The following is a 20,307-nucleotide window of genomic DNA, read 5'->3' on the forward strand; positions in this document are numbered from 1 at the left end:
CGAACGATTCCTTGCAGATTCAGGGAAACGCGCGATGTCCTTGTTTCCGCACCATTCCGAGCACCAAGTCTAGCGCTTCTTGAACGGCTCCATGCCCTTGCGGGCGAGCTCGTCGGCGCGCTCGTTTTCCGGATGGCCGGCGTGGCCCTTGACCCAGTGCCACTTGACCTTGTGGCGCTGGTTGGCGGCGTCTAGCGCCTGCCAAAGTTCGCCGTTCTTTACCGGCTTCTTGTCGGCGGTCTTCCAGCCGTTTTTCTTCCAGCCGAAGATCCACTTGGAGATGCCGTCCATTACGTATTTGCTGTCGGTGTGGAGGTCGACCTCACACGCGCTCTTCAGCGCCGTCAGCGCCGAGATGGCGGCCAGCAGCTCCATGCGGTTGTTGGTCGTCTCCGCCTCACCGCCCGACAGTTCCTTTTCGACTTCGCCATAGCGCAGCACCGCGCCCCAGCCGCCGGGGCCGGGATTTCCGGAGCAGGCGCCGTCGGTGTAGATATCGACGTGCTTCATGCCGAGAGTCCGTATTCCGCGGCGTTGGCGATCTGCCGGTGGAAGCGCAACTTGCGCAGATATTCGAGCGGGTCCTTCTTGGTGACCAGCGCCCCCTCCGGCGTCGTCAGCCAGTCGTAGAGGCGCGTCAGGAAGAAGCGCAATGCCGAACCGCGCGAAAGGATCGGTAGTGCTGCCAGTTCGGCATCGCTGAGCGGTCGGACGCTCTGGTAGCCTTCCAGCATCGCCATGCCCTTGGTGATGTTGTAGGCGCCATCCTTCTCGAAGCACCAGGCGTTCAGGATAATCGAGACGTCGTAGGCCAAGAGGTCGTTGCAGGCGAAATAGAAATCGATCAGGCCCGATAGCTCGTCGCCGAGGAAGAAGACGTTGTCGGGGAAGAGATCCGCATGGATGACACCGTCAGGCAGGTCCTTCGGCCAGTGGGCCGCGAGAAAATCGAGCTCCGTGCGGATCTCGTTCTGCAGCCCCTTCTCCACCTCGTCGGCCCGAGCCTCGGACTTCTCCCAGAGTACCTTCCAGCCATCGACCGACAGCGCATTGGGCCGCTTCAACTCGAAGCCGTCGCCGGCGACGTGCATCTTTGCCAGCGCCTTGCCGACCTCGCGGCAATGCTTGGCTTCCGGCTTGCGCAGCCACATGCCTTCCAGGAACGAGATCAGCGCTGCCGGGCGATCGGACAGCGTACCAAGCAAGGCCCCGTCCTTTCGCGGCAACGGCAGCGGGCAGGACAGATCGCGAGCGGCCAGATGCTGCATCAGCCCCAGAAAGAACGGCAGATCGTTCTTCTCGACGCGCTTCTCGTAAAGGGTGAGGATCAACGGATCCTTGGTGGTGTGCAGCAGGAAGTTCGAGTTCTCGACGCCTTCCGCGATCCCCTTGTAGGAGAGCAGCGTTCCGGTGTCGTACTCCGTCAGGAACCACTTCAAATCGTCTTCGGAAATATCGGTATAGACTGCCAATTTACGTCCCACGAAAGCTTGATCAATCGAACGCCAGCGCCCCGCAGAGCGTTGGCAGCCACCGCAATCGTCCCCTCGACGACTGCTCCCCTAACCGGGATTGCGGCTCACCCGTTCACCCACGCCATATCCTCATGCGTCAGCTCTATGCTGCGCAGTTCGCGGTTGACGAGGAAATGCTCGTTTTCCTGAACCGTCTCGGCAAGCTCGACCTTGGCGTCGAAGCGCGCGCGGAAGGCCTCGATGATCTCGTTGACGATCACCTCTGGCGCCGATGCACCGGCTGACAGACCAAGCGTGGAGATCGGGCCGATCTCGTCCCAATCCAGTTCCGAGGCGCGTTGCACGAGGAGCGATTTCTTGGCCCCTGCCCGCAAAGCCACCTCGACGAGCCGCTTGGAGTTCGAGGAATTCGGCGCTCCAACGATGATGAAGAGATCGCAGCCGGGGGCTGCCTGCTTCACCACTTCCTGCCGGTTGGTCGTGGCGTAACAGATCGAGTCGGCCGCCGGTGCGGTCAGATTGGGGAAACGTTCCTGCAGGCGCGCGATCACGCCGGCCGTATCGTCCACAGACAGGGTCGTCTGCGTCACGTAGCCGAGATTGTCGGGATCGGCGGGCTGATAGACCTCGGCGTCCTCGACCGTCTCGATGAGAGAGACCGTGCCCTCCGGCAGTTGGCCCATCGTGCCGATCACTTCCGGGTGGCCCGCGTGGCCGATCAGAACGACATGGCGACCGAGCTTGTTGTGGCGCATCGCCTGCTTGTGCACCTTGGAGACCAGCGGGCATGTGGCGTCGAGATAGAAGAGGTTGCGGGCGCTTGCATCCTCCGGCACGGATTTTGGCACGCCATGCGCGGAGAAGACGACCGGCTGAGCGCGGTGCTCTTCCGGGATCTCGTCGAGCTCCTCGACGAAGACGGCGCCCTTGGCTTCCAAGCCTTCGACCACATAGCGATTGTGGACGATCTCGTGGCGGACATAAACAGGCGCACCGTAGGATTTCAGCGCCAGCACGACAATCTGGATGGCACGGTCGACGCCTGCGCAAAAGCCGCGCGGTCCGCAGAGCCTGATCGTCAAGGGAGGTTTCGCCGCAATATTCATGTCTGTTCCGGTTCGTAGGGATAGGGCTCTCTAGCCCAATATAGGCAAGAATTGAAGCGATACTATTGCGCGGGACCCCGCTTACGGAGACGCGCGGCTACAACGATGATGACAAGCGTTGCCGCAAGCCCAAACCATGTGAAGGCATATTGCAGATGGTTGTTGGGCAGATCGACATCGGTGACCCCGCCGATCGGCAGCCCCTTCGGATTGGGGGTATCGTCCGCATCCACGAAGAACGGAACCACCTCGGCCTTGTCGAGCCCGACGCTCGACGCCATCACGTCGAGGTCCTTCCAGTAGAAGATATTCTTGGCGACATCATTATCAGGCACCACCCAGGACGGCTTGCCCGGAAGTTTTGCACGAGCAAGGCCGGTCACCGTTTGCTGATCGGTGAGCTGGCCCTGCATCCGCATTTCCGGCTCCTTGTTGTCGTAAGGAACGAAACCTCTGTTGACGAAGAGATAGCGGCGATCGGCAACCTGCAGCGGGGTGTAGACATAGAAACCCGTCTGGCCATGCCAGGTCGCAAAGAAGTGCCGCTCCTTGCTGTTGACGTATTCGCCGCTGACCGTGATGTGGCGATAGTCGATATCCTCGCCCGTCGCGGCCATTCCTTCGATATCGGCAAGCGATGCCGGCGACGCCTGCCGGCGCTCGGTGATATTGGCCAACAGCTTTTCCTTCCAGTGCAGCCGTTCGACCTGCCAGGTGCCGAGCGAGAGGAGGATGGCAAGCGCAATGACCACCGCGATGCCGGTGAGGACCGGTCGCTTTCGGCGTGACGCCGAAACATGAAATTCAGTCACGGGAAATGCGCCCCTCGCTGGCGTTGTGGCGATACTGCATCGCGATCAAGATCCCCTTGCACCAGCGAAGGGCAAGCAGGGAGAGAATGACGGTCAGGGGGCCGAACAGCATAATGTGCAGCCAGATGGGCGGCGCGTAGTTGACTTCCAGCCACAACACCGAGCCGATGATAATGAAGCCGACGATCAAAATGACGAACACGGCGGGGCCATCGCCAGCATCGGCAAAGGCGTAGTCCAGACCACAGGCCGAGCAGCGGGGCTTCAGCGCGAGCAGGCCATCAAAGAGCTTCCCCTGGCCGCAGCGCGGGCAGCATCCCCTGATGCCTGTCTTCACCGGATCGACCGGTGGAAAATGCGCGCTGTCCTCGTTCATGCCATCCTTCCAATTGCCTATGGCCAACCTGTGCGTCTGCCTTAACTCACCCATAAAGTATTCGCAGAGGGAAAGGAAATACCTGCGCTCTTTCGCCTCAGCGATTCGCGCCAAACAGAAGAAGAAAACTGATGACATACGACAGCTCGGCCGGACAGATCGTCATTCTGAACGGCGCCCCGCGCAGTGGAAAATCGTCGATCGCCAACGCGATCCAGGAGCACTTCGACGGTCCCTGGATGAACCTCGGCGTCGACACCTACAACGACATGACCCCGGAACGCTATCTGCCGGGAATCGGGCTCCGCCCGGGTGGGGAACGTCCCGACCTCGAGGAGATGGTGCCGTTCTTCTATGCTGCGCTTTACGAGTCGATTGCAATCCATGCCGGCCTCGGGCTCAATGTGGTGGCTGACCTCGGTCATCACGACAGCTACTCTCGGCCGCTCGGTATTCTTTCCGATTGCGCGCGTCGGCTTGAGGGATTGCCGGTGCTTTTCGTCGGCGTCAAATGTCCGATCAAGGTCATCATGAAAAGGCGGAACATTCCTGCGCCCGGACGGCATACGCTGTATGTGCGCGCCGACGAACACGACGCCGTCCCCCATCCGGTCCAGCTCTGGCAGGAGCAGGTGCATATCCCCGGCATCTACGACCTGGAGGTCGATACCTCTGTATTGACGCCTTTCGAATGCGCCGAGGCGATCCGGCAACGCCTGGACCTCGGCATTCCGGAACCCTCCGCGTTCGAGCGCATCGCCGCCATGCGCTAATCCCCAAAACGAATAGGGCGGGTGCCGTGGCACCCGCCCTATTCAAGTTCCAGACAGCCCGCTCAGCCTGCCGCCAACGGAGCGCCCCAGCCGCCCCAGACGTAGATGCAGAAGAACAGGAAGAGCCAGACGACGTCAACGAAGTGCCAGTACCAGGCCGCCGCTTCGAAGCCGAAATGCTGCTTCGGCGTGAAGTCGCCGCGGATCGCGCGCAGCAGGCAGACCAGCAGGAAGATCGTACCGACCAGAACGTGGAAACCGTGGAAACCGGTCGCCATGAAGAAGGTCGCGCCGTAGATCGAGTTCTTGAAGGCGAACGGAGCGTGCGCGTATTCGTAGGCCTGCACGCTCGAGAATAGGACACCGAGCAGAACGGTCAGCGTCAGGCCCTGGATCAGGCCCCTGCGGTCGTTATGCAGCAGCGCGTGATGCGCCCAGGTGACGGTCGTGCCCGACAGCAGCAGGATGACGGTGTTGTAGATCGGCAGGTGCCAGGGGTCGAGGACTTCGATGCCCTTCGGCGGCCACTGGCCACCGGTGAAGGCAACGCGCGAGGCCTGGATCGCTTCATTCGGGAACAGGCTGGCGTCGAAGTAGGCCCAGAACCAGGCGACGAAGAACATCACTTCGGAAGCGATGAACATGATCATGCCGTAGCGAAGGTGCAGCGAGACGACGCGCGTATGAGCGCCCTCATTCGCTTCCTTCACCGTGTCCGACCACCAGCCGAACATGACGTAGAGGATGAGCGCGAGGCCGATGAAGAACAGCCACGGATGCGCCCATTCGACGCCGAAGAGATGCAGCGAGCCACCGTTGAGGTAGCGCATGAAGCCAACGCCGCCGAAGGTGATGATCAACGCGCCGATCGAAGCCAGCAGCGGCCACGGGCTCGGATCGATGATGTGGTAGTCGTGATGTTTCTGATGCGCATCAGCCATGTAAGCTATCCCCGGATCTCTTCCTCTCCGCTCCGGCATCGCCGGACACGAACCTCAATCAAAGTTTCTTTTCAAGCTTTACCGTTCCACCCTCATTCGAAGCCACCGGCTTCGGACCCTCTTTAGGGTAGAACGTATAGGACAAGGTAACAGTGTGGATATCTTTCGATTCCACGGCCTTGGTAATGTCAGGGTCAATGTAAAATACGACCGGCATTTCAAGCTTTTCGCCCGGCATCAACACAGTCTCGTTGAAGCAGAAGCACTGCACCTTGTTGAAATAGACGCCAGCTTCGCCGGGGGTGACGTTGAACACCGCCTGGCCGCGCTGTGGCTCGTTCGACTTGTTCACCGCGGTGAAATTCACCTGAACGGTTTCGCCGATGCGCGGGTTGACCTCGCGCTGGACCGGCTTGAACTCCCAGTCGAGACCCGGCGCAATGTTGGCGTCGAAGGTGACGCGCATCTTGCGGTCGAGAATCACGCTGGAGGCCTGCTCGACGCGCTGTGTCGTGCCGTTATAACCAGTAAGTTGGCAGAACATCCGATAGAGCGGAACAGCCGCATAGCTCGCAGCGCCCATGCCGACGACGAAGGCAAGGCACATGAAAACGACGGCGCCATTGTTGCGCTGTTTCCTCGGCGTGCTCTGCATCTCGCTCATCTTACATGTGCCCCGATGTGAACTTCACGATCGTGACCGCGTAGAAGAGTACGACAAGGCCGGCCAGAACCAGGCCAAGAGCGACGTTGCGATTGCGGCGCGACTTGCGTTGCGCTTCCGTAAGCTTGACGACGTCCATCAGAAAATGCCTCCCGCATGCGAAACGAGCACGGCCGCCAGCCGGTCGAACATCAGGGCGGAGAAAATTGCGAAAAGATACAGGATTGAGTAGCCGAAGAGCTTCTTGGCCGGGATCATCTTCTCATCGCCGTCCGGCATCCGCCAGACGGCGATGGAACAGTAGATGAAGATTGCGCCGAGGACTGCGGCAACCAGGCCGTAGCCGAGGCTCGCAAAGCCTAGGACAGTCGGCAGCACGCCGCACACCGCCGTCAGCACGGCATAGGCAACAATCTGATGCTTGGTGGTGCGCTCACCCGAGACATTGGGCAGCATCGGAACACCGACGGCCTCATAATCCTTCATCTTGAACAGAGCCAGCGCCCAGAAATGGGCTGGCGTCCAGAGGAAGATGACCATGAAGAGCACGAAGCTTTCGATCGTGACGGTACCCGTCACGCAGGCCCAGCCGATCATCGGCGGAAAGGCGCCGGCGGCACCGCCGATAACGATGTTCTGCGGCGTCGAGCGCTTCAGCCACATCGTATAGATCACGGCGTAGAAGAAAATCGTGAAGGCGAGGATCGAGGCTGCGAGCCAATTGACGGCGAGCCCCAGGATAACCACCGAAAAACAGGAAAGCACCAAGCCGAATGCCAGCGCCTCGCGCGGAGCGACACGACCGGCCGGTATCGGACGCTTTGCTGTGCGGGTCATGATCGCATCGATATCGGCGTCGTACCACATGTTGAGCGCGCCTGAAGCGCCTGCGCCAATGGCGATGCACAGGATGGCAATGAGACCGAGAACCGGATTGATGTGCCCCGGTGCCAGAACGAGACCGGCAAATGCCGTGAAGACCACGAGCGACATGACGCGCGGCTTCAGAAGCTCAAAATAATCGCGCGCGCTCGCCTCCGACAGGCGGAACTCGCCGTCGTGTGCAAGAGCTTTGCGATTGCCGATAACTGTCATTCTATTGTCCTGCAAACTTGTAAGCCGACCGCCGCACTGTAACACGCGGCGGTCGCGATTTCTCGCATCTTACTTGATGCGCGGGAGCTGTTCCCACTGGTGATACGGTGGCGGCGAAGACAGCTGCCATTCGAGCGTCGTTGCGCCTTCACCCCACGGATTGTCACCGGCAACGCGCTTCCTGGCGAAGGCTTCGAAGACACCGACGAGGAAGATCAGCACGCCGACGGCCGAGATGTAGGAACCGATCGAGGAAACATAGTTCCAGCCGGCAAACGCATCCGGGTAGTCGATGTAGCGGCGCGGCATGCCCGCGAGGCCAAGGAAGTGCTGCGGGAAGAACACCAGGTTGACGCCGATGAACATGACCCAGAAGTGCAGCGTGCCAATGAACTCGTTGTACATGTAGCCGGTCATCTTCGGGAACCAGTAGTACCAGGCAGCGAAGATGGCGAAGACGGCGCCAAGCGACAGAACGTAGTGGAAGTGAGCCACGACGTAATAGGTGTCATGCAGGGAGCGGTCGAGACCGGCATTGGCGAGCTGGACGCCCGTCACGCCACCGACGGTGAACAGGAAGATGAAGCCGATCGCCCAGACCATCGGCGTGCGGAAGCTGATCGAGCCACCCCACATCGTCGCGATCCAGGAGAAGATCTTCACGCCCGTCGGAACGGCGATGACCATCGTTGCGAACACGAAGTAGCGCTGCGCGTCGAGCGACAGGCCGACCGTGTACATGTGGTGCGCCCAGACGACGAAGCCGACGGCACCGATCGCGACCATGGCGTAGGCCATGCCGAGGTAGCCGAAGATCGGCTTGCGCGAGAAGGTCGAGATGATGTGGCTGACGATGCCGAAGCCGGGCAGGATCAGGATGTATACTTCGGGGTGACCGAAGAACCAGAACAGGTGCTGGTAGAGGATAGGGTCGCCACCGCCTTCCGGCACGAAGAAGGACGTACCGAAATTGCGGTCGGTCAGCATCATGGTGATGGCGCCGGCAAGAACCGGGAGCGACAGCAGAAGCAGGAAGGCGGTGATCAGAACCGACCAGGCAAAGAGCGGCATCTTGTGCAGCGTCATGCCCGGAGCGCGCATGTTCAGGATCGTGGTGATGAAGTTAATCGCACCGAGGATCGAGGACGCACCGGCAATGTGGAGCGCGAAGATCGCAAGGTCGACAGCCGGACCCGGCGTGCCGGAGCTCGACAGCGGCGGATACATCGTCCAGCCGCCGCCTGCGCCGTAAGCGCCCGCCGGACCTTCGACGAACATCGACATGACCAGCAGAAGGAAGGCCGGAACGATCAGCCAGAAGGAGATGTTGTTCAAACGCGGGAACGCCATGTCAGGCGCACCGATCATGATCGGCACCATCCAGTTGGCGAAGCCACCGATCATCGCCGGCATGACCATGAAGAAGATCATGATCAGCGCGTGCGCTGTGGTGAACATGTTGAACATCTGCTTGGCGCCGTCGATGGCGGCGTCGCCTTCATAGCCGTAAACCATCGATGCCAGACCGTGGAAGATCTGGATGCCCGGCTCCTGCAGCTCCATGCGCATGGCAACGGAGAGCGCGCCGCCGACGATGCCGGCCATGATCGCGAAGATCAGGTAAAGCGTGCCGATATCCTTGTGGTTCGTCGAAAAGAACCAGCGATTGATGAAGCTCGGCTTGTGCGAGTGATCGTGATGGTCGTCATGGGCGTGTGCGCCATGACCGTGATCATGCGAATGATCGTGTGCGGAAGGTCCAGCCATGTCCCGTTCCCTCTTCCCTTACTGTGCGACGTTTTCGGCAACGTCGACGGTCTTTGCGGGACCATCGGTTGCGGCCATGAGTGTCTTGTACGCCCCAGGCAGATCAGTAGCAGCACCGGCGAGCCACTGCTTGTACTTGTCCTCGGAAACGACGTGGATAGCGATCGGCATGAACGCATGGTCCTTGCCGCAGAGTTCCGAGCACTGGCCGTAGAACAGGCCTTCCCGCTCGGCACGGAACCAGGTTTCGTTCAGGCGACCCGGTACGGCGTCGATCTTGACGCCGAAAGACGGCATTGCAAAAGCGTGAATGACGTCGGTGGGAGCAGCCGTCACGAGAACACGGACGGTCTTGTTGACAGGCAGGACCAGCTCATTGTCCACGGCCAGGAGGCGCGGATAACGCGACTTGTCTTCCTTGCCGGCAGCGGCGCGGTCCTGATCCTTCAGAAGATAGGAGTCGAAAGCGACCGGGGTTTCGCCCGAGCCTTCATATTCATAGTTCCACTGCCACTGGGTGGCCGTCGCCTTGATGGTGACATCCGGATTTTCCGGCAAAGTCAGCTGGGCGGTCAAAAGGTTAAACGAAGGCACCGCGAGGAAAAGAAGCACGAGAACCGGTCCCACGGTCCATGCGACTTCGATCAGCGTATTGTGGCTCGTTTTGGAAGGCACCGGATTGGCACCGGAGCGGAACTTCAGACAGACGACAATAAGAAGGACCAACACGAAAAGCGTGATCGGAACGATAAACCACAGGGTATATTGCTCAAACCAATGAATGTCTCGCATGATCGGCGTGGCTGCCGGCTGCAATGTTGCCTGCCACGGCTGCGGCTGGTCGGCATAACTGCCGGAAGCAAAAAGCAGACAGACCAGCGCGGTCAGAGCTGCAGAAGCCTTCTTAATCACCTTAATATCTCCCTCGAGCGCTGGTCCGTGCAAAATCGCGCACAGAATCCTTGCCATCTCAGCGCTTCAAACCACAGTTTGTCATTGATCGCAACCGCCCAAAGCGTTTGTTCGTGCGGCATTTTCGCATTCAAACAGCTTGATCCAAGCATAAAGAAACATTCCATCTTTTCGCTATCACCGACGAAATAAAGCTTGTGCAGCGCGCGACTACGCCAACATTCTCCGATAAACGTCCCATTTCCGCCGTAGTCCCCGGCTTTTCAGCGAGTGGGGCTTTTCATTTTTGGTGGCGCGCCCCAATTTAGCGGCACTGATTCGAATTGCAGAGGTTTTCATGGGTTTCCGTTCCCTCGCACGGTCGTTCGTGCTGACAGCGTGCATTGCGGCCGCAGCGACTGCTCCCGCTTTCGCCCAGCAGCAGCCCGCGCCGGCACAGCCCGCGCCCCAAGCTCCCGCCACGCAGGCAACGCCCGGCCAGACGCAGCCGCAGGCACCCGGCACCGTAAAGTCGAACCACGGCGCATGGTCGGTCGTCTGCGACAAGCCGGCCGGCGTCTCGACCGAGCAGTGCGCCCTGATGCAGAACGTCATAGCCGAGGATCGGCCTGAGGTTGGTCTCTCCGTCGTGGTGCTGAAGACCGCCGACCGCAAGTCAAAAATCCTGCGCGTCCTCGCCCCGCTCGGCGTCCTGCTGCCGAACGGCCTCGGCCTTAACGTCGACGGCAAGGATATCGGCCGCGCCTATTTCGTACGTTGCTTCGCCGATGGCTGCTACGCTGAGGTCGTTCTCGAGGACGAGCTGCTGAAGACCTTCCGCAGCGGCGCGAGCGCCACCTTCATCGTCTTCCAGACGCCGGAAGAGGGGATCGGCATTCCTGTCGACCTCAAGGGTTTCGCTGAAGGCTACGACGCCCTCCCCTGATCGTCTCGCCTTCGGGGCTTGCTGGAACCGTCCACCGAACCTACATCGGCTGATAGCATTCCTGCTTCAGCGGAGCATAAAGATATGAATACGGATCTCCTGACGCTTTTCGATGCCGACGAAGCGAAGATGCGCTCGCTTGTTGCCGAGGCGCTTTCCGGCGCTGATGATGGGGAGCTCTACATCGAACATTCCCAGGCGGAATCGCTGATGTTCGATAACGGACGCCTCAAGGGCGGCAGCTTCAACACCGAGCAAGGCTTCGGCCTGCGCGCAGTTGCCGGCGAAGCGGTCGGCTATGCGCATGCGGGCGACCTCTCCGTCGCGGCCCTGAAGCGCGCCGCCGATGCGGTTGGCGCCGTCACCCGCGGTCATGCGGGCAGCTATGCGGCGGCTCCCCAGCGGACCAACAAGAAGCTCTATTCCGACGAGAACCCGATCGGCACGCCGACCTTCGAAGAGAAGGTCAAGGTGTTACAGGACATCGACGCCTATCTGCGCGGCAAGGACGCCAAGGTGCGCCAGGTGACCGCATCGATCGCCGCCAGCTGGCAGGTTGTCGATATTCTGCGCGCCGATGGTCACCGCGTTCGCGATATCCGGCCGATGACGCGTATCAACATCTCGGTCATTGCAGGCGAAGGCGACCGCCAGGAGAGCGGTTCCTACGGCAGCGGCGGCCGCATCGGCTTTGGCGATTTCATCGCCGAGGACAACTGGCAATACGGCGCCGACGAAGCCTTGCGGCAAGCGCTGGTGAACCTGGAGGCGATCGAGGCGCCCGCCGGCACCATGGACGTCGTGCTTGGTTCCGGCTGGCCGGGTGTCATGTTGCACGAAGCGGTAGGCCACGGTCTCGAAGGCGATTTCAACCGGAAAAAGACCTCGGCCTTTGCCGGTCTCCTCGGCCAGATGGTTGCGGCGCCCGGCGTCACAGTCGTTGACGACGGTACGATCGACAACCGCCGCGGCTCGATCACCATCGATGACGAGGGCACGCCGTCCGGCTACAACGTGCTGATCGAAAACGGCAAGCTGGTCGGGTACATGCAGGACCGACAGAACGCCCGCCTGATGGGCATGACACCGACGGGCAACGGCCGTCGGCAGGGCTATGCCCACGTTCCAATGCCCCGCATGACCAACACCTACATGCTGGGTGGCGACAAGACGCCGGAGGAAATCATTTCCTCCGTCAAGAAGGGCATTTACGCGGTTTCGTTCGGCGGCGGCCAGGTGGATATCACATCGGGCAAGTTCGTGTTCGGCTGCACGGAGGCCTACCTGATCGACAACGGCAAGATTGGCGCCCCGATCAAGGGCGCGATGCTGATCGGCAACGGGCCGGACGCCATGAAGCGTGTTTCAATGGTCGGCAATGACATGAAGCTCGACACCGGGATCGGCAATTGCGGCAAGGCTGGGCAATGGGTTCCGGTTGGTGTCGGCCAGCCGCACCTCAGGATGGATCAGATCACCGTCGGCGGCACGAAAGCCTAGTCTAGAACGAGCAGCGGCGATGAGCGAAATCGAAATCAGGCCTTTCGTTGCCTCCGATATCGATGATGTTTTCGCGGTGATCCTGCCGATCCAGCGCGAGGAATTCGGCATCGCGATCACGGCCGACGACCAGCCTGATCTCGGCGCCATTCCTGATTCCTATCAATCCGGAAAAGGTCAGTTCTGGGTGGCGGTGCGCAAAGGCCAGATCGTCGGCACGATCGGGCTGAAGGACATCGGCAACAGCCAGACGGCGCTGCGCAAGATGTTTGTTGCTGCCGATGTGCGCGGTCGCGAACATGGAGTCGCAGCCCGTCTTCTTGCCGGGTTGGTTGACCATGCGGAGGCTCAGGGGATCAAAGACATCTTCCTTGGGACCACGGATAAATTCCTCGCCGCCCACCGGTTCTACGAGAAGAATGGATTCGCCGAAGTTTCGAAAAGTGAGCTTCCGCCATCGTTCCCACTGATGGCCGTGGACAGCAAATTCTATCGGCGCAGGATCACTGCAGCCTAGCGCTGCTCTGGCCGGAAGAGCCATTTGCGCTTGATTGCCGCTGAGAGATCCAGATCGTTCCTGTGCGCGAAAAGAAGGATGTGGCCGAGGACATCGGCCGCCTCGTCGGCAAGGTCCAGCCGTAGCTCCTCATCCGACCTGCCCTTTTTGCGCCCTCTCCCGCTGACACGGTTCCAAGCCTGGGTAAGCTCGCCGATTTCCTCCTGAAGCTTCAGCAGAAACCAGTCGGCGTCGCGCTCGATGCCGTTGGCATCGGCGTAGTTCCGCGACGCACGCTCGAACTTTTCGGCGAGATCACTCAGCATCATGTTCTCCTTTTGTTTACAAAGGAGAACCCTGATTCTGTCGGAAAGTCGAGATGGATCAGCCGTGATCGGGCAACAGCATGCAGTCGTAGGAACGCTGCTTCAGCGCGTCGCAGGCAGATGTAGCGGCCTCGCGGCTCTGAAAGCCGATAAAGCGAGCGCGATAGACCTTGTTCGCGCCATTGCCGACGGCCTCGGTATAAGGCGATGCGGCCTTCAGTGCCGCACCACCTTCGGCCTTGGCCTGGGCCAGAAGGGCACGGGCGGCATCGTCGCTCGATGCAGCCGAGATCTGGATCTGCCAGTCGCCGGATGCCGACGGCGCGCCTGCGGACTTGGCGGCGATCTTGCCGACATTGGCGGGTTCGGCGGCGGCGAACGGGCGCTCCAACGGTACAGTCGTATCGCTCAGAAAGCCGAGCGCCTTCGGCGCGAGATCATTGGTGCGCGGCGCAGTTCCCGGGATCGGCAGATCGGCATCAGCGGCAGCCGAAGCAACTTCGACTGTCTGGCGCGAGTTGGTGCTCGCGACGAGGTTGCCGCCCGCCGAGCGGCCAAGATACTTGTCGAGCAGACCGGCCATTTTGGCGTCGCGGCTGCGGGCAGTGCGGCCACCGAGCACGACGCCGACGACCCGGCGGTCGCCATCCTTGACAGCGCTGACCAGATTGAAGCCAGACGCGTTGGTATAACCCGTCTTGATGCCGTCCATGCCCTGGTAGCGGTACATAAGATTGTTGTGGCCGCGGATCGTGCGCCCACGGAACGTGAAGCTCGCCGTCGAGAACAGGCGGTATTCGCTCGGGAAATTCCGCATCAGCGCCACAGCAAGCGTGGACATGTCCCGCGCCGTAGTGACCTGCCGACCATCCGGAAGGCCGGAGGCATTGTAGAAGGCCGTACGGCGCATGCCAAGCTGCCGCGCCTTCTGCGTCATCATGGCTGCAAAGTTGGCTTCGGAACCGCCGAGCTTCTCGGCCATGGCTGCGGCAGCATCGTTGGCCGACTTGGTGATCATGCCGAGGATTGCTTCTTGAACGGTGATGGAATCGCCCGCGCGAACGCCGAGCTTTGTCGGCGGCCGCGAGGCGGCGTATCTCGACATGACAAGCGGAGTGTTCCAGCTGATCTTGCCGCGCTTGATCGCCTCGAAGGCCATATAAATGGTCATCATCTTCGTCAACGACGCGGGATGATTCAGCACATCGGCGTTCTCGGCACTGAGCACCTTGCCGGTTCGGGCATCCAGGATCAGGGAGGCGCTGCCTGCCATCGCGGTCAACGGCGCCGCAACGACGAGCGTCGCTGTCATAATCGCGGCCAACAGCTTCTTCATGAAATTTCCCCTCAATGAACGAATAGCCGGCGCCATTCGGATTTGTCCCGTTCCACTACAGCAGTCGCCGATATGGCGCGACTTTGCGGCAACCGGTACCATTTTTGTCAAGTTTTACCTTTCATAGTGAAAATCCCGTAAAGAGGACACTCAAAAATCTTCATTCAGCAACACTTAACCGCAGGCTTGCTAGTTTCGCGGCTCCAGAAACCAGCGAGCAGTTGAGATGGCGGCGAGTATCAAAGGGCTTGCAAAGCAGATTGCGATTGCAGGCGGTCTTGAGACGGCCAACCTCCTGCGCGCAGCAGGCGTGATGCGCGGCGCGCGCGGACTTGGGGCCATCTGCACGCTCCATCATGTCCGTCCACGCGAGGAAACCGCTTTCGCGCCGAACGCGCACCTGGAAATCACGCCGGTATTCCTCGATCTCGTTCTCGATCGCCTGAAGAGCGACGGCTATCGTTTCGTGGCGCTCCACGAGATTCCAGCGCTGCTTTCGCAAACCGGGTCGAGCCAGCCCTTTGCCGCCTTCACGCTCGATGACGGCTACCGCAACAATCTCGTCTACGCCCTGCCCATCTTCGAAAAGTACGATGCGCCTTTCACGGTATTCGTCGCCAAGGGCCTCGCCGAACGCACGCATACGATCTGGTGGGAGACGCTGGCAGCGCTTCTTCGGAGAGAGGAGAGGCTCGGCTTCGATTTCGGTAGTGGCCACGAGATGCTTGACATCACGACGACCGAAGCAAAGGGCCGCGCTTTCGCGCGCATCGCCAACCATCTTCATCGACATGACGAACGCGCCGCCGTCGCGGCCATCGACCTGATGGCGCGAAAGCACGAGATCGATCCGGACGAAATCGTCGACGATCTCGTCATGACACCGGCGGAATTCAATCTGCTTGAGGCGAGCCCCCTCGCCTCACTCGGCGCCCATACAATCAGCCACCGGGCGATCTCACGCCTCTCCGATCAGGAGGTTCGCGACGAGATGGAGGTGTCCCGCGACTACGTTGCAGCGATCACCGGACACCGGCCGGGCTCCTTCGCCTACCCTTATGGCACGCGCGAGGCCGTAACCCAGAGACAGGCACAGATCGCGCGCGAAGTCGGTTTCGACCTCGCGGTGACGACACAGGCGGGTGTCGTCACGAAGCGCTCGCTCAACAACATGACCTATCTGCCGAGGCTTTCGATCAACGGTCTCTATCAAAAGGTGCGGTACGTGTCCGGCCTTGCCTCCGGTATTCCGTTTCGGTTTGCGCCAAACAGGAGCTGAACGCTTCACGGATACATGCGAACCTTCGTCCAATCGCCTTCCGGCGAAGCCCGGCGAAACTCGATACGATCATGCAGGCGGAACTTCTGGTCCTTCCAGAACTCGATCGACACCGGCCGGATCCGAAAGCCCGACCAATGCGCAGGACGCGGGATCTCGCCGATCGCGTAGCGGGCGGTGTATTCGGCAACAGCTTTCTCAAGCGCGAACCGGCTCTCCAGCGGCCGCGACTGCTTCGACGCCCAAGCGCCAATCCGGCTGCCGCGGGCGCGCGTCTTGAAGTAAGCGTCTGCTTCTTCGTCCGTCACAACTTCGACAGGCCCGCGCAACCGAACCTGGCGGCGCAGCGTTTTCCAGTGGAAACACATGGCCGCCTTCTTCTGTCCGAGAATTTCCTGGCCTTTCTGGCTCTCGAAATTCGTGTAGAAGACAAAGCCGTCGTGATCGAATCCCTTAAGGAGTACCATGCGGACGTTGGGAAGGCCGTCCTCGTCGACCGTCGCAAGCGCTACCGCATTCGGGTCATTGATCTCGGAAGCTTCTGCCTCTTTCAGCCACTCCGAGAAAAGATCGAAGGGTTCGTTTCGCTCGGTGAAGTCACCGCTTGTTAACTCATTTGCCGACATATTAGCTCAAATGCCCCGGGTTTATTCGAAGTTTGCCCAGCTTTTAGCTACTGGACAGGACGCAGGGTGGAAGTCATAGCAAAGTCAGATCGCCATACAAAGGGTCTGCTGCGTCGCAGCGCGGACCTATGCGTTGTCGGTACGGCGGTGCTCTCCCTCTCCGCCTGCGTCTCCAGCGGATTGGACCTCTTCAGCAGCTCGAAGGTCGATCGGTCGGTTGCGACTGGCACCGTGCCACAGCCAGCGCCGACGAGCGACTCGATTTCCGACGAAATGACCGTCGGCAACGCCGTGACCTCGGCCGATATCCAAAGGTTGGAGGGACGCCCCCTCCCCTGGGCGAATGCCTCGACCGGCAGCGCCGGCGTCATCGACACGATCGTCGAGAACACGGATTCCGGCCAGGTTTGCCGCCAGTTCCGCACGACGCGGCACTCCTATGTCGGCATCGCGAAATTTTACGGCAAGACCTGCTTGGTCGGCGGCGGCAACTGGCAACTGATGAGTTTCCAGCCGGAAAGCTGAGTGCCGCGCGTTGCGCGCTTAACACGCGCGGTTCCGTCCTCTCATGATGTTTAGTAAAAGGCTAACCATTCGGCGCAAAAGCGAGTTGTCCGCCACGCGGGCTAAGAACTGATTAGCAACTTCTACTCACAATCCGCCTGACGTGCGCACGGCTGCTTCCCTGGGGATGAGGCCGAGCGCCAAGTCAGAGGCTTCGGGGTGCTAGGGCAAGGGACAGGCACACCGCATCGGAACACCGGCGGTTTGGGGACATGCGCGATCCTTATAAGATTTTGGGCGTCAAGCGGGACGCGGGGCAGGACGAGATCAAGGCAGCCTGGCGCCACATGGCCAAGGCGGTTCACCCGGACCACAATCAGGGTGATCCGACGGCGAGCGCCCGCTTTGCCGAGATTGGCCGCGCCTATGAGACGTTGAAGGATCCGAAGAAGCGGAGTCTCTTCGACAATGCCGCGCGCATGGCGGAAGCCAAAGCCAATGAGAACACGATCATGCAACAGCGCCAGGCGGCTCGCGAAGCCGCCATGCGTGCCAAGGCAGCGCAAGCCAATGCCGAGCGCGTGATGGAAGAACTCGCGCGCGCCGCCGCCCAGAAGGCCGCGGCCGATGCCGCCAACCAGCAGAAGACTGGTGCTGCCGAACCGGCAGAAGAAATGATCGAACGTATCTTCGGCACGCAGGCACGCGCCGCAGCCGGTGGTGGTCGCGACCAGGGTTTTAGCGCTGGCGCCGCGAGGCGGCCGGAAACGGAGGCCGCGATCGCAGACAAACAGCCGGAGGCCGGCAAGGCCGAGGCTGAGCAGCAGGCTGCCGAGGACGCGGCCGCTCAGGCCTCTGCGATCATGCAGCCACTCAGCTTGCTGACTTCCCTGGTGCGTCGCTTCACCGGCAGCGGGACGCAGCAGGCACCTGAAAAGGTGCCCGACCAGTTCGCAACGAAGACCGTGAGCATCGACGATCTCATCAAGGGCAGCTGGCTGACGGTCGATCTCGGCGAAGGCCGGGAGGCCGGATTTGCGCTGGCCGCCGGTACGACGGAAGGCCACCAGGTACGTCTCAAGGGCCAAGGCCACAAGCTGACCGGCATGCAGCGGGGCGATGCGGTCATCAATATCCACATTGCGCCCGATGAGCGATTTACCGTCAGTGGCTTCGACCTGCACACCGTGCTGCCGGTGACAATCGAAAATGCCGTGCTCGGAACCGATGCGCGCATCGAGGGCCCTCGCGGGCCGATCAACGTCACGGTTCCCGCCTGGTCTGGCTCCGACAGGACGATCCGAATTTCCGGTCAGGGACTTGCGAACGCAGATGGCGGCAAGGGAGATCTCGTCGTCGAACTGCGCATTATGTTGTGGGAAAAACCTGACGACAAAGTCACCGATCTGATGCGAAGCATGAAGAACGGGCTGTTTCTGTGAAATTTAGGTGACAAGCGCACCCTTTGTTACGATCCCTAACAGTTGATGATTGCTACTAATCTTGAACCGATTAGCAGCCTATGCCATAGGCAGGACCTATCAGAATTTCTTAGGGGGCAAAATATGGCTCAGGCAACAGGCCTCATGTCAGGCAAGCGCGGCGTCATCATGGGCGTTGCCAACAATCGTTCGATTGCGTGGGGTATTGCCAAGGCTATTCATGCACAGGGCGGCGAAATCGCATTTACCTACCAGGGTGATGCACTGAAGAAGCGCGTCGAGCCCCTGGTTGCAGAGGTAAACGGCGTTCTTGCCGGACATTGCGATGTCAGCGACGAGTCGACCATCGATGCCGTCTTCGACCACGTCGAAAAGCTGTGGGGCAAGATCGACTTCATCGTTCACGCGATCGGCTTTTCGGACAAGGACGAGTTGACCGGCCGCTATGTCGATACCTCGGCCGACAACTTCGCCAAGACCATGCAGATCTCCGTCTATTCCTTCACCTCGGTGGCGCGTCGCGCCGAGAGGCTGATGACGGATGGCGGCTCCATGCTGACTCTGACCTATTACGGCGCCGAGAAGGTCATGCCGAACTACAACGTCATGGGCGTTGCCAAGGCGGCGCTGGAAGCCAGCGTGAAGTACCTGGCGGTCGACCTCGGACCGAAGAACATTCGCGTCAACGCCGTCTCCGCCGGCCCGATCAAGACGCTTGCAGCTTCCGGCATCGGCGACTTCCGCTACATTCTGAAGTGGAACGAATACAATGCGCCGCTGCGTCGGACGGTGACGATCGAAGAGGTCGGCGATGTCGGCCTATATCTGCTTTCGGATCTTTCTCGCTCGGTCACCGGCGAAGTCCACCATGCCGACAGCGGCTATCACGTCGTCGGCATGAAGGCGGTAGACGCACCGGACATTTCCGTCATAAAGGACTGATCGCACTCCTTTGCTGCGTCGTGCTCGCGACCCCTTCTTCGCGACAGCGATTGAGGGGTTGCGTGCCGTAAACGGAGCCGATCATTGCTTATCTACGTCGTCAGACACGGCCAGACAGACTGGAACGCCGAACGCCGCCTGCAAGGGCAGAAGGACATCCCGCTCAATGCCATCGGCAGAGCGCAGGCGTGGCAGAATGGTATCGACCTCGCAGAAATCCTGAAAGTCGAGGCAATCCCCTTTGACTTCGTCGCGAGCCCGCTCGCGCGAACCCGCGCCACGATGGAGATCATGCGCGAGGCGATGAGTCTTCCGTCGAAAGATTATCGAACCGACGAGCGCCTAGTGGAGGTTTCCTTCGGCGCTTGGGAAGGTTTCACGATCAAGGAATTGAAGGCAACGGCCCGGGACCGCATCACCGAGCGTAATCTCAACAAATGGGATTTCATTCCGCCAGGAGACGACGCGGAGAGCTACGAAATCATGTCCTGGCGCGTGGCGTCCTGGTTGAATTCCGTCGACAAGCCTACGGTTTGCGTGACTCATGGCGGCGTCATACGCAGTCTTTTCAGGACCATTGCGGCCTTACCGAAGGACGAAGCGGCAGAGGGCGAGATTCCACAGGACCGGATCCTTAAGATTGATCGGGACAACGGGTTGATCGGCTGGATCTAGTTCCGATTACTGAACGACATCGAGATCGTTGATGACACGCTTGCCGTCGACCTCGGTATAGAAGACGATAACCTTGACGCCCGCCTTCAGCCCCTCAAAATTGAACTCTTCCGGCGCTTGGTAGGTTTTTCCGTCATCCAGAGTGAGGCTGAGATTGGTCATATCGACCTTCTTGATCGTCGCCTCGACGTCCGCGCTTTCAGCAAATCCGCCGATCGGCGACAAGAAACTCGCTGTGGCCAAAAGCGTAGCTACTACGAAGCGCATGGCGGACTTCCCTCGAAAACGCGACTCGATAACCCAACTGCGCACAGATAACCCCCCGAATATGGCGA

24 protein-coding genes are annotated in these 20,307 nt (G+C 60.4%); 9 read left to right on the plus strand and 15 right to left on the minus strand.

Translation table 11 applies throughout. The features are described from left to right. Positions 1 to 69: 69 nt before the first annotated feature. The 5 genes from rnhA to AS026_RS15530 form a co-directional block, all read right to left on the minus strand. Positions 70 to 510: a ribonuclease HI gene (rnhA, locus tag AS026_RS15510; protein ID WP_018859003.1), complete on the minus strand. Its 441-nt coding sequence runs from the start codon at positions 508 to 510 to the stop codon at positions 70 to 72. Continuing rightward, positions 507 to 1,472, minus strand: a complete 966-nt coding sequence (locus tag AS026_RS15515) for a homoserine kinase (RefSeq protein ID WP_062370489.1) — start codon at positions 1,470 to 1,472, stop codon at positions 507 to 509. Before AS026_RS15515 ends, rnhA begins: the two co-directional genes overlap by 4 nt. Before the next feature lie 107 nt (positions 1,473 to 1,579). Next, positions 1,580 to 2,581, minus strand: coding sequence for a 4-hydroxy-3-methylbut-2-enyl diphosphate reductase (ispH, locus tag AS026_RS15520; RefSeq protein WP_062370492.1), 1,002 nt, complete (start codon positions 2,579 to 2,581; stop codon positions 1,580 to 1,582). A gap of 62 nt (positions 2,582 to 2,643) precedes the next feature. Next, positions 2,644 to 3,393 (minus strand): SURF1 family protein, encoded by a 750-nt coding sequence (locus AS026_RS15525; protein ID WP_062370494.1) that lies wholly within the window; start codon positions 3,391 to 3,393, stop codon positions 2,644 to 2,646. Beyond that, positions 3,386 to 3,769: a DUF983 domain-containing protein gene (locus AS026_RS15530; RefSeq protein ID WP_018858999.1), complete on the minus strand. Its 384-nt coding sequence runs from the start codon at positions 3,767 to 3,769 to the stop codon at positions 3,386 to 3,388. The genes AS026_RS15525 and AS026_RS15530 overlap by 8 nt, the downstream gene beginning before the upstream one ends. Before the next feature lie 131 nt (positions 3,770 to 3,900). Here AS026_RS15530 and AS026_RS15535 point away from each other — a divergent pair, with 131 nt between their 5' ends. Then, the gene (locus tag AS026_RS15535; protein ID WP_025661098.1) at positions 3,901 to 4,542 is read left to right on the plus strand and encodes a chloramphenicol phosphotransferase CPT family protein; all 642 of its coding nucleotides are present in this window, start codon (positions 3,901 to 3,903) and stop codon (positions 4,540 to 4,542) included. A 62-nt stretch (positions 4,543 to 4,604) separates the two neighbouring features. Here AS026_RS15535 and AS026_RS15540 read toward each other — a convergent pair whose 3' ends face one another. From AS026_RS15540 to coxB, 6 genes are all read right to left on the minus strand, one after another. After that, positions 4,605 to 5,483, minus strand: a complete 879-nt coding sequence (locus AS026_RS15540; protein ID WP_018858997.1) for a cytochrome c oxidase subunit 3 — start codon at positions 5,481 to 5,483, stop codon at positions 4,605 to 4,607. Positions 5,484 to 5,541: 58 nt separating this feature from the next. After that, positions 5,542 to 6,147, minus strand: a complete 606-nt coding sequence (locus AS026_RS15545; protein WP_062370496.1) for a cytochrome c oxidase assembly protein — start codon at positions 6,145 to 6,147, stop codon at positions 5,542 to 5,544. 1 nt (position 6,148) lies between these two features. Beyond that, a complete protein-coding gene (locus AS026_RS42335; RefSeq protein ID WP_018858995.1) occupies positions 6,149 to 6,286 on the minus strand; it encodes a hypothetical protein in 138 nt (45 codons plus the stop codon). Then, entirely contained in the window at positions 6,286 to 7,242 is a 957-nt protein-coding gene (locus AS026_RS15555) for a heme o synthase (RefSeq protein ID WP_062370498.1), read from the minus strand. The genes AS026_RS42335 and AS026_RS15555 overlap by 1 nt, the downstream gene beginning before the upstream one ends. Before the next feature lie 69 nt (positions 7,243 to 7,311). Beyond that, positions 7,312 to 9,009, minus strand: a complete 1,698-nt coding sequence (gene ctaD / locus AS026_RS15560; RefSeq protein WP_018858993.1) for a cytochrome c oxidase subunit I — start codon at positions 9,007 to 9,009, stop codon at positions 7,312 to 7,314. An 18-nt stretch (positions 9,010 to 9,027) separates the two neighbouring features. Further along, on the minus strand, positions 9,028 to 9,921 hold the full coding sequence (gene coxB / locus AS026_RS15565; protein ID WP_025661096.1) for a cytochrome c oxidase subunit II: 894 nt from the start codon (positions 9,919 to 9,921) through the stop codon (positions 9,028 to 9,030). A gap of 337 nt (positions 9,922 to 10,258) precedes the next feature. Here coxB and AS026_RS15570 point away from each other — a divergent pair, with 337 nt between their 5' ends. From AS026_RS15570 to AS026_RS15580, 3 genes are all read left to right on the plus strand, one after another. Continuing rightward, on the plus strand, positions 10,259 to 10,846 hold the full coding sequence (locus AS026_RS15570) for an invasion associated locus B family protein (RefSeq protein ID WP_062370500.1): 588 nt from the start codon (positions 10,259 to 10,261) through the stop codon (positions 10,844 to 10,846). Positions 10,847 to 10,930: 84 nt separating this feature from the next. Further along, positions 10,931 to 12,346, plus strand: a complete 1,416-nt coding sequence (tldD, locus tag AS026_RS15575) for a metalloprotease TldD (RefSeq protein WP_062370502.1) — start codon at positions 10,931 to 10,933, stop codon at positions 12,344 to 12,346. A gap of 19 nt (positions 12,347 to 12,365) precedes the next feature. Next, positions 12,366 to 12,863 (plus strand): GNAT family N-acetyltransferase, encoded by a 498-nt coding sequence (locus tag AS026_RS15580; RefSeq protein WP_062370504.1) that lies wholly within the window; start codon positions 12,366 to 12,368, stop codon positions 12,861 to 12,863. On the opposite strand, the gene AS026_RS15585 is transcribed toward AS026_RS15580, so the two are convergent. Both AS026_RS15585 and AS026_RS15590 read right to left on the minus strand, forming a co-directional pair. Further along, positions 12,860 to 13,168 (minus strand): nucleoside triphosphate pyrophosphohydrolase family protein, encoded by a 309-nt coding sequence (locus AS026_RS15585; RefSeq protein ID WP_018858989.1) that lies wholly within the window; start codon positions 13,166 to 13,168, stop codon positions 12,860 to 12,862. The genes AS026_RS15580 and AS026_RS15585 overlap by 4 nt on opposite strands. A 58-nt stretch (positions 13,169 to 13,226) precedes the next feature. Further along, positions 13,227 to 14,504, minus strand: a complete 1,278-nt coding sequence (locus AS026_RS15590; RefSeq protein ID WP_062370506.1) for a D-alanyl-D-alanine carboxypeptidase family protein — start codon at positions 14,502 to 14,504, stop codon at positions 13,227 to 13,229. Between the two features lie 226 nt (positions 14,505 to 14,730). On the opposite strand from AS026_RS15590, the gene AS026_RS15595 reads away from it, so the two are divergent. Beyond that, positions 14,731 to 15,783 carry a polysaccharide deacetylase family protein gene (locus tag AS026_RS15595; protein ID WP_062370508.1) on the plus strand — a complete coding sequence of 351 codons (1,053 nt, stop codon included), beginning with the start codon at positions 14,731 to 14,733 and terminating at the stop codon, positions 15,781 to 15,783. A gap of 5 nt (positions 15,784 to 15,788) precedes the next feature. On the opposite strand, the gene pdxH is transcribed toward AS026_RS15595, so the two are convergent. Beyond that, positions 15,789 to 16,409, minus strand: a complete 621-nt coding sequence (gene pdxH / locus AS026_RS15600) for a pyridoxamine 5'-phosphate oxidase (RefSeq protein WP_062370510.1) — start codon at positions 16,407 to 16,409, stop codon at positions 15,789 to 15,791. Between the two features lie 66 nt (positions 16,410 to 16,475). Between pdxH and AS026_RS15605 the strand changes: the two genes are divergently transcribed. The 4 genes from AS026_RS15605 (at position 16,476) to AS026_RS15620 (ending at position 19,972) form a co-directional block, all read left to right on the plus strand. Further along, entirely contained in the window at positions 16,476 to 16,934 is a 459-nt protein-coding gene (locus tag AS026_RS15605) for an RT0821/Lpp0805 family surface protein (RefSeq protein WP_018858985.1), read from the plus strand. Positions 16,935 to 17,185: 251 nt separating this feature from the next. After that, positions 17,186 to 18,355 (plus strand): DnaJ C-terminal domain-containing protein, encoded by a 1,170-nt coding sequence (locus tag AS026_RS15610; protein WP_062370512.1) that lies wholly within the window; start codon positions 17,186 to 17,188, stop codon positions 18,353 to 18,355. A gap of 123 nt (positions 18,356 to 18,478) precedes the next feature. Next, on the plus strand, positions 18,479 to 19,297 hold the full coding sequence (fabI, locus tag AS026_RS15615) for an enoyl-ACP reductase FabI (RefSeq protein WP_025661091.1): 819 nt from the start codon (positions 18,479 to 18,481) through the stop codon (positions 19,295 to 19,297). Positions 19,298 to 19,381: 84 nt separating this feature from the next. Continuing rightward, positions 19,382 to 19,972, plus strand: a complete 591-nt coding sequence (locus AS026_RS15620; protein WP_025661090.1) for a histidine phosphatase family protein — start codon at positions 19,382 to 19,384, stop codon at positions 19,970 to 19,972. Positions 19,973 to 19,978: 6 nt separating this feature from the next. Here AS026_RS15620 and AS026_RS15625 read toward each other — a convergent pair whose 3' ends face one another. Next, complete coding sequence (locus AS026_RS15625) at positions 19,979 to 20,239, minus strand: DUF1344 domain-containing protein (protein ID WP_018858981.1); 261 nt, start codon at positions 20,237 to 20,239, stop codon at positions 19,979 to 19,981. Positions 20,240 to 20,307 lie beyond the last annotated feature (68 nt).

The organism is Rhizobium altiplani (assembly GCF_001542405.1).
GTDB lineage: Bacteria > Pseudomonadota > Alphaproteobacteria > Rhizobiales > Rhizobiaceae > Rhizobium > Rhizobium altiplani.